Consider the following 15,126-nt stretch of genomic DNA (forward strand, 5'->3'; position numbering starts at 1 on the left):
CGACCTCCCTTTCTTATAATTGTCTATTCTGTCTTAGTTTCTTCTTTTTCAGCAGTTTCTTGTTCTGCTTCTTTAGCTTTCTTTTCTTCTTGTTCCTTTGCGAATTTCTTCAATGCATCAACGTTAACAATATCATCGTCTTCGTCATCCATATCACGTAATTCAATTTCATTCTTATCAGCATCAAGAACTTTCATATCCATACCTAATGCTTGTAATTCTTTAACAAGAACACGGAATGATTCAGGAACACCTGGTTTTGGAATTGGTTCGCCCTTAACGATAGCTTCATAAGTCTTAACACGTCCAACAACATCGTCAGATTTGTAAGTCAAAATTTCTTGCAATGTGTAAGCAGCACCATAAGCTTCTAATGCCCAAACTTCCATTTCACCAAAACGTTGTCCACCAAATTGTGCCTTACCACCAAGTGGTTGTTGTGTAACTAATGAGTAAGGTCCAATTGAACGAGCATGAATCTTATCGTCAACCATATGTGCAAGTTTAAGGTAGTACATAACACCAACTGCTATACGGTTATCGAATGCTTCACCTGTACGTCCATCATATAAAACAGTCTTACCATCGCCAGGTAATCCAGCTTCTTGTAATGCACTCCAAATATCTTCATCACGAGCACCATCGAAAACTGGTGAAGCTACGTGAATACCTAATTTACGAGCAGCCATACCTAAGTGAAGATCCAAAACTTGTCCGATGTTCATACGGGAAGGCACACCCATTGGAGAAAGCATGATATCGATTGGAGTACCATCAGGCATAAATGGCATATCTTCTTCTGGAATAACAACAGAAACAGTACCTTTATTACCGTGACGTCCAGCCATCTTATCCCCAACTTGTAACTTACGTTTTTGAGCAATGTAAACACGAACCATCATATTTACACCTGGGGATAATTCATCTCCACCTTCACGAGTAAAGATTTTAACGTCTTGAACAATACCACCTGCACCGTGAGGAACACGTAATGATGTATCACGAACTTCACGCGCTTTTTCACCGAAGATAGCATGTAACAATCTTTCTTCTGCAGATAATTCTGTTACACCTTTAGGAGTTACTTTACCAACTAAAATATCTCCATCTTTTACTTCAGCACCAATACGGATAATACCAAATTCATCAAGGTTCTTAAGAGCATCTTCACCAACATTAGGAATTTCACGTGTGATTTCTTCAGGTCCTAATTTAGTATCACGAGCTTCAGATTCATGTTCTTCAATATGAATAGATGTATAAACATCTTCTTTAACTAAACGTTCGTTAATTGCGATAGCATCTTCGAAGTTATAACCATCCCATGTCATAAATGCAATCAATGGATTTTGACCTAAAGCCAATTCTCCATTTTCCATAGCTGGTCCGTCAGCTAATACTTCATCAGCATCTACTCTGTCTCCAACACGTACAATTGGTGTTTGGTTATAATTCTTACCACCATTAGAACGATGGAATTTCATCAATTTATACTTGTCCAAAGAACCATCGTCACGGCGAACTCTAATTTCACGAGCATCTACATATTCAACTGTACCTTCATGTTCAGAAATCAATGCTACCCCAGAGTCATGTGCAGCTTTGTATTCAATACCTGTACCAACTAATGGTGCATGTGGCTTAATCAAAGGAACAGCCTGACGTTGCATGTTAGCACCCATCAAAGCACGGTTAGAGTCATCGTTTTCCAAGAAAGGAATACATGCTGTAGCAACAGCAACTACTTGTTTAGGTGAAACGTCCATGTAGTCAACTTTTTCAGTTGAAATTTCAACGTCATCATCTTTCTTACGAGCCATAACTACATCATCAACAAAGGAACCATCATCATTTAATGGTGAGTTAGCTTGTGCGATAACGTAATTATCTTCTTCATCGGCTGTTAAGTAGTCAATTTTGTCTGTAACTTTATGTGTTTCCCAAGATACACGACGATATGGTGTTTCAACAAAACCATACTTATTAATACGAGCATAAGAAGATAAACTGTTGATCAAACCGATGTTAGGACCTTCAGGAGTTTCGATAGGACACATACGACCATAGTGTGTATAGTGAACGTCACGAACTTCGTATCCAGCACGATCACGAGTCAAACCACCAGGTCCCAAAGCAGAGAAACGACGCTTATGAGACAATTCACCCAATGGATTAGTTTGGTCCATGAATTGGGACAATTGAGAACTTCCGAAGAATTCTTTAATTGAAGCAACAACTGGACGAATATTAATCAATTGTTGTGGTGTAACAGTTGATGTATCTTGAATTGACATACGTTCACGTACAACACGTTCCATACGTGATAAACCAATTCTAAATTGGTTTTGTAATAATTCACCTACAGAGCGAGTACGACGGTTACCCAAGTGGTCAATATCATCTGTTGAACCCATGCCTTCTTGTAAATTGAAGAAGTAGTTCATGGAAGCTACTATATCAGCTGGTGTAATGTGCTTGAATTGGATATCAACATTTGCATTACCAATAACATTTACTACCTTTTCTGGATCCTTTGGTGAATATACTTTCACAATTTGAAGAGTCATTGGTTCTTGAACAACACCTTCTTCAGATGGATGGAAAGTAAATGTCTTGAAGTCATCTCTTGCTAAGTATGGAGCTAATTTATCCATAACTTGCTTATCAATAACTTCATCCTTATTTACAATAATTTCGCCTGTATCAGGATCAGCTAATGTTTCTGCAACAGTTAAATTCAATAAGCGTGTCTTTAAATCTAACTTCTTGTTAATCTTATAACGACCAACAGGTGCTAAATCATAGCGCTTTGGATCAAAGAAACGAGCTGTTAACAAACTACGTGATGAATCAGCAGTCTTTGGTTCACCTGGACGTAGACGTTCATAAATATCTTTCAAAGATTCTTCTACACGAGAATCATCCATATTCTTATGTACATCTTTTTCCAAAGTAAGCATCAAGCTATCGCTATTAGATCCTAAAATTTCTACAATTTCATTATCAGAACCGTATCCCAAAGCACGGATAAGTTCTGTTAATGGAATTTTACGAGTACGATCAATACGTACATATGCTACATTCTTTGCATCTGTTTCATATTCTAACCAAGCCCCACGATTAGGAATTACAGTTGTACCGTAGTTAGTACGACCATTCTTATCTAATTCGGAGTTGAAGTATACACCTGGAGAACGAACTAATTGTGAAACAATAACACGTTCTGCCCCGTTAATAATGAATGTACCTTGCTTAGTCATCAATGGAAAATCACCAAAGAATACATCTTGTGACTTAATTTCACCAGTTTCATGGTTGATTAAGCGTAAAGTAACATGTAATGGTGCTGAATAATTAGCATCATGTTGACGTGCTTCTTCAACTGTATACTTTGGTTCTAAAAGTTGATAATCTACAAATTCAAGTGATAATTTACCTTGAAAATCTTCAATTGGCATAATGTCATCAAACATTTCACGAAGACCTTCATCTAAAAACCACTTGTAAGAATCAGTTTGAACTTCAATCAAGTTAGGTAGATCAAGAACTTCTTTAATTCGCGAGTAACTTCTACGTACACGGTGTTTACCGTATTTTACTAAGTGTCCTGCCAAGTTGTTCACCTCTCAAAAAATTTGCTGTGACTCGATTAATTTATTACAATTTTATTACAATTTTTATTTTTACCGGTTTTTTGGCAAAAAAAAGCAAAAACAGACAGAGACAAATTAAATTTGCTTCATACTATTTTTGCTTTTATCAAGTCTGCTATGGACAATATATCATAACAAACAATCAATTCACAGTTTTTCGCATTTATATATTTTAAACGGATATTTAGTATTTGTCAATACTAAATATAACTATTAACTATTTATTTTTTCTGCAGCTACTGGATTCTTAACTTTTATCGTTATTTCACCTTTTTTAGCACCTATTGTTACTGTTGCTCCAGTTTCGATATTACCTGCTAATAATTCTTCACTTAGTAAGTCCTCTATCTTATCTTGAAGGACACATCTAATAGGACGAGCACCATATTCAGCATCAAATCCAGCTTCTGCAACTATATCTATTGCTGCAGGGGTAATTTTCAGATTAATATTTTGTTCTTTAATCCTATCTATAATATTCTTAGCCATCAATTTAACAATTTGATGAATTTCTTCTTTATTAAGCGAATGGAATACAACAGTTTCGTCAAGACGATTCAAGAACTCTGGTCTAAAAGTCTTCTTCAATGTTTCTCTAACTTTTGCTGCCATTGCTTCATAATCATCGCTGACATCTTTTGCACCAAAACCTACTGATTTTTCATCGCGTAAGGCTGTAGCACCTAAGTTAGATGTCATAATGATAATTGTATTTCTGAAGTCTACCTTTCTACCTTTAGAATCAGTTAAAAATCCATCATCTAATACTTGTAACAAGATATTGAAAATATCATTATGAGCTTTTTCAACTTCATCTAATAATACTACTGAATAAGGATTATTTCTAACCTTTTCAGTTAATTGTCCGCCTTCATCATATCCTACGTATCCAGGAGGAGATCCAATTAAACGACTAGTTGTGTATTTCTCCATATATTCACTCATATCAATTCTAATCATTGAATCCTCTGAGCCAAACATAGCTTCTGCTAAAGCTTTAGCTAATTCAGTTTTACCTACACCTGTAGGACCTAAGAACATAAATGAGCCAATTGGTCTTGTAGGATCCTTCAAACCACTTCTTGCTCTTCTTATCGCTTTACTTACTGCTTTAACAGCTTCATCTTGTCCTATAACTCGATTATGCAATATCTTTTCTAATCTAATTAGTCGGTCTCCTTCAGAACGATTAATTTGAGTTACTGGAACACCAGTCCATTCAGAAACAACTTCTGCAATATCTTCAGCCGTAACTTTTACACGATAGTTATTGCTATCCTCTTCATCTTTGTCACGTTGGATTTGCTTTTCAAGCTTTTCTTGAATCTTTAATTCTTCATTTCTGATTTCTGCAGCTTTTTCAAAATCTTCTTTTAACAACGCTTCTGTCTTCTCTTGGGAAAGCTCTGATAATTTCTTCTTTATTGCAGAAACTTTGTCCACTTTTTGTGCATTATTAATTCTTACTCTAGCAGCAGCCTCATCCATTAAATCAATTGCCTTGTCAGGTAAAAATCTTGAAGCAATATATCTTTTACTTAACTTAACTGCACTCTCTAATGCCTCATCTGTAATTTGAAGTTGATGATGTTTTTCATATTTAGGACGTAATCCTTTTAGAATTGTCAACGCTACTTCTGGGGTTGGTTCATTGATTGTCACACTAGCAAAGCGTCTTTCCAAAGCTGCATCAGCTTCAACATATTTTTGATATTCATTTAAAGTTGTTGCACCTATTACTTGTACTTCACCACGCGCTAATGCTGGTTTTAAAATATTGGAAGCATCTATCGCGCCTTCAGCACCACCCGCGCCTATTAGAGTATGCATTTCATCAATGAATAAAATAACATTGCCATCTTCACGAATTTCTTCAATAATCTTCTTTAATCGATCTTCAAATTCACCACGATATTTTGTTCCAGCAACCAAAGATCCCATATCAAGCATCATTACACGCTTATTCTTCAAATTATCAGGAACTTCACCATTTACAATCTTTTGTGAAAATCCTTCTGCAACAGCTGTTTTACCTACACCTGGTTCTCCCAAAAGAACTGGATTATTCTTTGTCCTTCTACTTAAAATTTGAACAACACGCTTAATTTCATTATCTCTACCAACTACTGGATCAATTTGATCTTTACGCACCATTTCTGTCAAATCACGTGCTAATTCATCTAACGTAGGTGTACCATTATCCTGTTTCTTTTCTGATAACGCTAATTTCTTACGTGTTCTATTAGCTGTTGTTGCATCTACACCCATTGTACGATAGGTAATATTTTTCACCTTACGTAAATCAATATTCAGAGCTGCTAGAATACGTGAAGAAATGGTTTTATCATCTTCTAATAGTGCTAACAAAATATGTTCTGTTCCTACCTTTTCAACATTAAAAAGTTTAGCATGTTCTCTAGCACGCTCTAATACATAACGAGTCCTTGGGGAATATGGTAAATAAGTATCAGCGCCTCTACGTTGTAAATTACCGTATCCTACGATATGTTCAATTTCTTCTCGCACATCTACTTCAGTTACTACAAAACTTTGTAATACTTTAGCAGCTACGCCATTTTTCTCCATTGTTAGTGCTAAAAGCAAATGCTCTGTTCCTATTGCTTGATGCTTGAAGTAATTAGCTTGTTGTTGTGCAAGAACTAATACTTGTTTAGCACTCGGTGTATACCTTTCTTCCATAGCCATAACCATTACTCCCTTCTATTCTTCGCATCTCAATTGATTTAAGATACTTACCAAAATCCTTGCGCGAATCATATTTTCCATTTCAGCAGTCGGCAAATCCAAAGCTTGTCGGCTAATAGCAGCTAAGACATAATTTGCTTCTTTTCTAGAAAAGACGCCATCCTCGTATAAACTACTAATTAATTGGTAAGCCTGGTTTTCTGTAATTTCAGTGCCAATTGCAGAAATCAAATCATCTAAAACAGACTGATTCTCTGCCAAATCTACTTTTACAATCCGAATATAGCCGCCACCGCCACGTTTACTTTTAACAACATAGCCATTTTTCAAAGTAAAACGAGTTTTTATTACATAATTAATTTGTGATGGAACACAGTCAAATTGCTGTGCAATCTCAGACCGCTTTATTTCAATTCTTCTTGAATCAGCCAATATATCTTTCAAATATTGTTCAATAATATCTGAAATGTTACGGTTCTGCATAATTCTCCATCCTCTCTTGTAGGTTTGACCTACATTGACTTTTAGTCTATTATAAATGAATTTCGGCAACAAATGCAAAAATTTAGTATCTATTAACAATCAAAAAACTCTCTTTGAAGTAGTGCAAGAATTTTTTTAATCCCTACTCTACTCAAAGAGAGTTTAACAATATTGTGTTTTTTTAGAATCCTATCGGAAAAACAAGATTCGAACTTGCGACCCCATCGTCCCGAACGATGTGCTCTACCAAGCTGAGCTATTTTCCGAGTACAGATTCCATTATATTACTTTATTTTTACTTATTAAAGCTTGAACGCTCCACGTTTTTTCACATTTAAACGTAATTCCTCAAGGCTTTCAATTCCCAATTCTTCCATTCTTTTTGGAAGTTCTTCAATTAAATGTGGACAAATCATAGAATCATGGAAATGTGCAGTTCCAACAGCAACAGCTGAAGCACCAGCCATATACATCTCTAAGACATCATCTACTGTTTCTACTCCGCCCATTCCAATAATTGGCAAATCAGTGTTTTGAGAAACTTGATAGATCATTCTAATTGCAATTGCTTTTACAGCTTTTCCAGATAAACCACCCATAATGTTACCAAGTACTGGTTTACCTGAAGCTACATCTATATGCATTCCTAAAACTGTATTAATCATGCTTATTCCATCTGCTCCACCACGCTCTACAGCTTTGGCAATAGCCACTATATCTGTTACATTAGGTGAGAGTTTTACATAAACAGGAACTGTTGAAACTTCCTTAACTTTCTTTGTTAATCTTTCAGCAACTTCTGGAACAGTTCCAAATGCCATACCACCCTCATGAACATTAGGACAAGATATATTCAGTTCTAATGCATTAACCATTCCTGATTGTGACAACTTAGTAGCTACTTCAACATAATCATCCTCTGTTGCTCCACCAACACTTCCAATTATTGGTAGTTCAGGATATTTTTCTCTTAAAGTTGGTAACTTTTCAGACACTACTACATCTACACCAGGATTAGTAAGACCAACTGCATTTAAGACTCCATCTTCAATTACTGAAATTTTAGGATCAGGATTCCCGGTTCTAGCTTCTGGAGTAGTAGTTTTTATAACCAATGCTCCTAATGTATCCAAAGAATATTTATTAGCGCTTGGAACATCGCCGAAGCCAAAAGTTCCACTAGCAGGCATGATAGGATTTTTTAATTCTAGTCCAGGCAATGATACTGCCAATTTTTTTGTTTCCATGATAAATTCCTCCATTAATTAAAGTGAATTAGTAGCAAATGAACGATTTTCAAGTGCTTTTAATAATGCATCTGCTGTATTTAATGATGTTAGCAATGCAATATTATGCTCGATAGCTAATTGACGGATTACAAATCCATCCGATGCTACTTCTTGATCATGACTCATAGTATTGATTACTAAATCAACACCATCATTAACGATCAAATCATGTAATGAAGTTTCATTACCAGTATCTTTACCTAACTTATCTACAGTTTGTACAAACAAACCATTTTCACGTAAAAATTGACTTGTTCCTTCAGTTGCAAACATACGATAACCTATCTTACTAAATCTCTTAGCAAGTGGTAATACAGCATCCTTATCTTTATCTTCAATTGTTAATAGCACGTTTCCATTATCTGGTAATTCCATCTTAGCACCTGTAAATGCTTTATACAGTGCTTTTTCAAAGGTGTAGTCACTACCCATAACTTCACCTGTAGACTTCATTTCAGGTCCTAAGAAGCTATCAACATCTGCTAACTTACTAAATGAGAATACTGGTGCTTTAACATGTACCATATCACTTTCACGGTATAAACCACTTTGATATCCTTGTTCTACTAATGATTCTCCTAGAATTACTCTTGTTGCAACTTGTGCCATTTCAATTCCAGTAATCTTACTTAAGAATGGTACAGTTCGACTAGCACGAGGATTTACTTCTAACACATATGCTTCATTGTTATGGATAATAAATTGAATATTCATAATACCAACACACTTTAATGCGACAGCTAACTTTTCAGTTGCATCCACAATTTGTTGCTTTATATTTTCATCAAAACTTTGAGGTGGATAAACAGCCATAGAGTCTCCGCTGTGAACGCCAGCATGTTCAATATGTTCCATAATACCTGGAAGTAATACGTCTTTACCATCACAAATCGCATCTACTTCACATTCTAGACCTGACAAGTAAGCATCTACGAGAATTGGGTGATCAATTTCTGCAGGAGCATTTTGTGCTAAATAATCTAATAACTCTTGTTCATTATTAACAATTTCCATAGCACGACCACCTAAAACATAACTTGGACGAACTAATACTGGATAGCCAATTTCTTCTGCACAAGCAATAACTTGTTCTTGAATGGTTGCTGTTTTACCAATTGGTTGTTTCAATCCTAAATTCTTAATTGTTTGGTCAAATAGTTCTCTATCTTCAGCTCTATCTAGATCTTCAACTGTTGTACCTAAAATCTTTACACCATGTGCTTCTAATCCAGCGGCTAAGTTAATCGCTGTTTGCCCACCAAATTGTACAATTACTCCCATTGGTTGTTCTAAATCAATCACATTTAAAACATCTTCAAGTGTTAAAGGTTCGAAATACAATTTATCAGAAATCGAGAAATCCGTTGATACTGTTTCAGGATTAGAATTCATTACAATTGCTTCATATCCTAATTTTTGGATAGCCTTAACACTGTGCACAGTTGCATAGTCAAATTCTACACCTTGGCCAATTCTAATAGGACCTGAACCTATTACAAGCACTGACTTTTTATCAGATTTTTTACTTTCATTTTCTAAGTCATATGAGCTATAGAAATAAGGTGTACTTGAATCAAATTCTGCTGCACAAGTATCTACCATCTTGTAAACAGGTAGCAATTTATGTTCTTTACGTAAATTTCTTACTTCATCTTCTGTAGTACCCCATAACTTAGCAATTGTGTAATCACTATATCCGTAACGTTTTGCACGTTTTAAAACGTCTAAATCTTCTTTATTTTGAGAAAGTTTACTTTCTAACTCTACAATTTGCTTTACAATATCTAAGTAATACAAATTAATCTTGGTTAATTCGTGTACTTCTTCAATTGTGTAACCTCTACGAAATGCTTCTGCTATATAAAATAGTCTGTCATCTTGTGCGTGGAATAATTTTTCTTCTACTTCATCATCAGTTGCAGATTGTGCTTTAGCAGAAATTAAATCTTTTTCGTCAATTTCTAATGAGCGAACTGCTTTTTGTAAAGCTTCTTGAGCACTACGTCCAATAGCCATTACTTCCCCAGTTGCTTTCATTTGAGTACCTAAACGACGATTTGCACGAGTAAATTTATCAAATGGCCAACGTGGAATCTTAGCAACAACATAGTCAAGAGCAGGTTCAAATTCAGCAAATGTTGTTCCTGTAACAGGATTTTTAATTTCATCCAGTGTCAATCCTACGGCAATCTTAGCTGCTAATTTAGCAATAGGATAACCTGTTGCTTTAGAAGCTAATGCTGATGAACGTGATACACGAGGATTTACCTCAATAACATAGTATCTATAACTATTAGGATCCAAAGCTAATTGAACATTACATCCACCTTCAATTTTCAATGCTCTTATTAATTTCAAAGAGCAATTACGCAACATTTGATATTCTCTATCTGATAAAGTTTGAGTTGGAGCAAACACGATAGAATCACCTGTATGTATACCAACTGGATCAAAGTTTTCCATTGAACATACTACCATCGCATTATTGTCAGCGTCTCTCATTACTTCAAATTCAATTTCTTTGTAACCCATAATTGATTTTTCAATCAAACATTGAGTTGCTGGTGAAAGTTCTAGACCATTGGCTACTATTTCCTTTAATTGTTCAGGATTATCACACAATCCGCCACCAGTTCCTCCCATCGTAAATGCAGGACGAACAATAACAGGATATCCAATTTCAGCTGCAAAATCTAAAGCTTCTTGCACAGTTTCAACAGTCTTTGAGTCTGGAACTGGTTCATTTAATTCTTGCATTAAGTCCTTAAATCTTTGTCTGTCTTCAGCTTGATCAATTGCATCTAATTGCGTTCCTAGAAGCTTTATTCCTAATTCTTCTAAAATTCCAGTTTTAGCCAATGCGATTGCTAAATTCAAACCAATTTGACCACCTAAAGTAGGTAAAATTGCATCTGGAAATTCTTGACGAATGATTCGAGAAACTGATTCAACTGTTAATGGCTCAATATATACCTTGTCGGCAATTTCTGTATCTGTCATGATAGTAGCAGGATTGGAGTTTACTAAAACTACTTCATATCCTTCTTCACGTAAAGCCAAACAAGCTTGTGTTCCAGAATAATCAAATTCTGCTGCTTGACCGATAATAATTGGACCTGAACCAATCACCATTATTTTGTGGACATCTGTTCTTTTAGGCATTGTTTCTCTCTTCCTTTCTTTGATCAATAATTTGCATAAAATCATCAAAAATATCTATTGCATCAAGTGGTCCAGGTGCTGCATCTGGATGGAATTGCACGGAGAATGCTGGATAATACTTGTGCTTAACACCTTCTACGGTTCCGTCGTTAATTTCTGTATGTGTAACAATTAAATCTGTTCCTTCAATGGAATCTGGATCTACTGCATACCCATGGTTTTGTGAGGTAAACATTATCTTACCTGTAGCAATTTCTTTTACTGGATGGTTAAAGCCTCTATGACCAAATTTCATCTTAAATGTTTTGGCTCCATTTGCTAATGATAAGATTTGATGACCTAAGCAGATACCAAATACTGGCAATTTTTGTTCAATTTCTTTGACCATTTCAACTGCATTTTCCATCATAATTGGATCACCAGGTCCATTAGATAGTAGTACACCATCTGGTTTAAGTCTTAGAATATCTTTAGCTGTAGCCGTATAAGGTAAAACAATTGTGTTACAATCACGTGCAGCCAACTCACGTAAAATACTATGCTTAACTCCGTAGTCTACTAAAACAATATTTCGCTTATTACCAGGATTTGGATATGCTTTACTTGTAGATACTTCAGCTACCATTTGACTAGTTATTTCTGTATTATGTAATCTTTGTTTTGCTTCTTCTATATCAACTCCAGCATCAACTAACATACCTTTCATTGTTCCATGTGAACGTAAGAGCTTAGTTAATGCACGTGTATCAACACCACTAATTCCTGGAATATTCATTTCTTCTAAAAATTCTGGAAAACTCTCTTGCTTGCGCCAATTAGTTGAAACTCTAGCAACTTCGCGACAAACAACACCCTGACAATTTGGTTCCAAGGATTCAAAATCATCTAAGTTCACCCCATAGTTACCAATTAATGGGTTAGTGAAAACTAAAATCTGATTGGCATATGACTGATCAGTAACAGCTTCTTGATATCCTGTCATACCAGTAGTAAAAACCACTTCACCAAAAGAAGTTCTATTTGCTCCAAATCCTTCACCTTCAAAAACAGAGCCATCGTCTAAAATCAAATAGCGTTTCATTATTTTTCCTCCTTTTGGTATACTTTTTGCCCATCTACCATAGTTAAAACTGTTTGACCATATACTTTTTCGCCTGTAAAAGGTGTATTTATTCCCTTAGATAAATAATCTTCCTCTTTTATGACATATTCTTTATTTAAATCAAAGATTGCTAAATCTGCACTCTTTCCTGGTAATAATTCTCCGGCATCTTCCATTCCAAATTTTTCAGCAGGATTAATACTCATCCATTGTAATAATTGTTCCAGTGTAAAGATTCCTGTTTTGACAAATTTGGTATACAACATTGCAAATGCCGTTTCACTACCAGTAATACCAAATGATGCCTCTCGCATATCACCAGTTTTTTCATCAATGCTATGTGGAGCATGATCTGTAGCAATCATGTCAATTGTTCCATCTAACAAACCATCAATTAAAGCTTGTCTATCTTCTACACCTCTTAATGGTGGATTCATTTTATAATAAGGATCATTTCCAGGAATATCGACATCTGCTAGTAGTAAATGATGTGGAGATACTTCACATGTTACATTAATTTTATGTTGTTTAGCCAATCTAACTAATTCAACACTTTCTTTAGTAGACACATGACATACATGGTAATGAACTCCAGTCTCTTTGGCTAAAAGTAAGTCACGAGCAATTTGTGAAGATTCGCTAATTCCTAGGATACCTGGTAATCCTAGTTCTTCAGCTCTCTTTCCTGCATTCATAACACCACCGAATAATAATGAATTATCTTCCACATGTGCTACAATCGCCATATTTAAAGCAGCCGCTGATTTCATTGCTTGATACATTGTTCCTGCAGTTTGAACACCAGATCCATCATTACTAAAAGCAAATGCACCAGCTTTTTTCATTCCATCAAAATCAACTAATTCCTCACTTTTTAGACCATGAGTTATCGAACCGTATTGTTTAACTTTAACAACACCATCTTCTTGATTACGGGAACACATTTTCTCTACCAATTCAGGTGTATCAGGTACTGGATCAAGATTAGGCATTGCGCAAACTGTAGTATATCCACCATGTGCGGCTGCTAAACTTCCAGTATGAATAGTTTCTTTATATGTAAATCCTGGATCTCTGTAATGAACATGAACATCAACTAACCCTGGTGCAACTAGCTTATTAGTTGCGTCAATTTCTACTAAATTTTCTTTTACTACATCTGATAAATTCTTACCAATTGCCTTAATTTTCCCATCTTCAATTAAGACATCAGCTTGATAAATTCTTCCAGCTTGGTAAAGATTTCCATTTTTAATTAATGTTGCCATTATTCTAGTCCCCCTAACTTTCGACCTCTCATTACAGCTTCAATCATTGCCATACGCATAAATACACCATTTTTCATTTGTGTTACGTATCTTGACTTAGGTGCTTCAACTAATTCATCTGCCCATTCTACACCACGGTTTACAGGACCTGGATGCATAATAATTGCATCCTTCTTTAATTTATTGTAACGCTTTTCATCAAGTCCATACAATTTATGGTACTCAGTTTCTGAAAATAATTTTTCATTTTTATCACCGTCATGACGTTCGTGTTGAACTCTTAATAACATCACAACATCCATATCTTCAATTAGTTCGTCTAATGGTGCATATTCCCCATATTTATCAAATTCTGAACTATACCAATATTCAGGTCCTGAGAAGTATACTTTTGCACCTAATCTAGTTAGTAATTGCATATTACTTCTTGCTACTCTTGAATTCTTTAAATCTCCAACAATCATAACTTTTAATCCTTTAAAAGTTCCAAACTGTTCGTGAATAGTCATAATATCTAACATGCATTGTGATGGATGTTGTCCACTTCCATCACCACCATTTATAATTCCCATGTTTAAATGTTGATCGGGATTTAAATTAATCAATTTTTCGTAATAATTATTTTCTGAATGTCTAATAACGGATAAATCTACTCCAAGAGCCCCAAGTGTTAATAATGTATCATATAAAGTTTCTCCTTTATTTACAGAAGAATGACCTGGATCAAAAGGAATAACTGTTAATCCTAATTTTCTTTCTGCCATTTCAAAACTTGTATGTGTTCTAGTTGAATTTTCGAAGAATAAATTAGCAACATATACTTCTTTGTTCAAATGAGGAGCTTCCCCACCATTCTTAAAATATTCTGCTCTTTTAATTAATTTTTCAACATCTTCATTTTCTAAATTTTCAACTGAAACGAAATTATTTAGACTTAATAATTTATCCATCTTTTTTCTCCTTAATAAAAAATACCCCGGAAATAATCATTTCCGGGGTAAAAGTTTATACGACATCCATTTGTATACAGTTATATCGCATCTTATAAAACCTTTTTGCACTCTCTGGAAACAATTAAATGGTTTATTATGCAATAACCTATAAAAAAACACTTAGTTTAGAATTGTCCAAACTAAGCGTAGGTATAATATAGAAGATCACAGTAATTAACTATGCTTCAATCAGTATACTTTATCCGAGCTCTTAAAAAAGACGCTTCCTTCTTAGCCTCTCTGGACTATTCTTAAAGGTTTATTGCTGTAACTAAGGATACTTTAAAACAAAGTTAATGTCAAGACAAAAAATGAGAGATCGAAGAATCTCTCATTTTAGCTATATCAGAAATTAAAAAAATCGGGAAGACAGGATTCGAACCTGCGACCCCCTGGTCCCAAACCAGGTGCTCTACCAAACTGAGCTACTTCCCGATAATGCATCCAGCAGGAGTCGAACCTGCAACCTTC

General features: G+C 35.1%; 8 protein-coding genes and 2 tRNA genes. All 10 read right to left on the reverse strand.

Features of this window, described 5'->3' with window-relative positions:
• Positions 1–23: 23 nt before the first annotated feature.
• The gene (gene rpoB, locus FC55_RS05315; RefSeq protein WP_003699705.1) at positions 24–3,623 is read right to left on the reverse strand and encodes a DNA-directed RNA polymerase subunit beta; all 3,600 of its coding nucleotides are present in this window, start codon (positions 3,621–3,623) and stop codon (positions 24–26) included.
• Positions 3,624–3,866: 243 nt separating this feature from the next.
• The gene (locus FC55_RS05320; RefSeq protein WP_003699706.1) at positions 3,867–6,365 is read right to left on the reverse strand and encodes an ATP-dependent Clp protease ATP-binding subunit; all 2,499 of its coding nucleotides are present in this window, start codon (positions 6,363–6,365) and stop codon (positions 3,867–3,869) included.
• 9 nt (positions 6,366–6,374) lie between these two features.
• Positions 6,375–6,842 carry a CtsR family transcriptional regulator gene (locus FC55_RS05325; protein WP_003701965.1) on the reverse strand — a complete coding sequence of 156 codons (468 nt, stop codon included), beginning with the start codon at positions 6,840–6,842 and terminating at the stop codon, positions 6,375–6,377.
• Between the two features lie 192 nt (positions 6,843–7,034).
• A tRNA-Pro gene (locus tag FC55_RS05330) sits at positions 7,035–7,108 on the reverse strand.
• A gap of 36 nt (positions 7,109–7,144) precedes the next feature.
• Entirely contained in the window at positions 7,145–8,089 is a 945-nt protein-coding gene (locus FC55_RS05335; RefSeq protein WP_035149597.1) for a dihydroorotate dehydrogenase, read from the reverse strand.
• 18 nt (positions 8,090–8,107) lie between these two features.
• Positions 8,108–11,293 carry a carbamoyl-phosphate synthase large subunit gene (carB, locus tag FC55_RS05340; protein ID WP_035149600.1) on the reverse strand — a complete coding sequence of 1,062 codons (3,186 nt, stop codon included), beginning with the start codon at positions 11,291–11,293 and terminating at the stop codon, positions 8,108–8,110.
• A complete protein-coding gene (locus FC55_RS05345; RefSeq protein WP_003699710.1) occupies positions 11,286–12,374 on the reverse strand; it encodes a carbamoyl phosphate synthase small subunit in 1,089 nt (362 codons plus the stop codon). Before FC55_RS05345 ends, carB begins: the two co-directional genes overlap by 8 nt.
• Positions 12,374–13,663 (reverse strand): dihydroorotase, encoded by a 1,290-nt coding sequence (locus FC55_RS05350; RefSeq protein WP_003699711.1) that lies wholly within the window; start codon positions 13,661–13,663, stop codon positions 12,374–12,376. Before FC55_RS05350 ends, FC55_RS05345 begins: the two co-directional genes overlap by 1 nt.
• Positions 13,663–14,613: an aspartate carbamoyltransferase catalytic subunit gene (locus FC55_RS05355; RefSeq protein WP_003699713.1), complete on the reverse strand. Its 951-nt coding sequence runs from the start codon at positions 14,611–14,613 to the stop codon at positions 13,663–13,665. The genes FC55_RS05350 and FC55_RS05355 overlap by 1 nt, the downstream gene beginning before the upstream one ends.
• 403 nt (positions 14,614–15,016) lie before the next feature.
• Positions 15,017–15,090: transfer RNA gene (locus FC55_RS05360), tRNA-Pro, on the reverse strand.
• Positions 15,091–15,126: the final 36 nt, after the last annotated feature.

It is taken from the genome of Ligilactobacillus salivarius DSM 20555 = ATCC 11741, from assembly GCF_001435955.1.
GTDB lineage: Bacteria > Bacillota > Bacilli > Lactobacillales > Lactobacillaceae > Ligilactobacillus > Ligilactobacillus salivarius.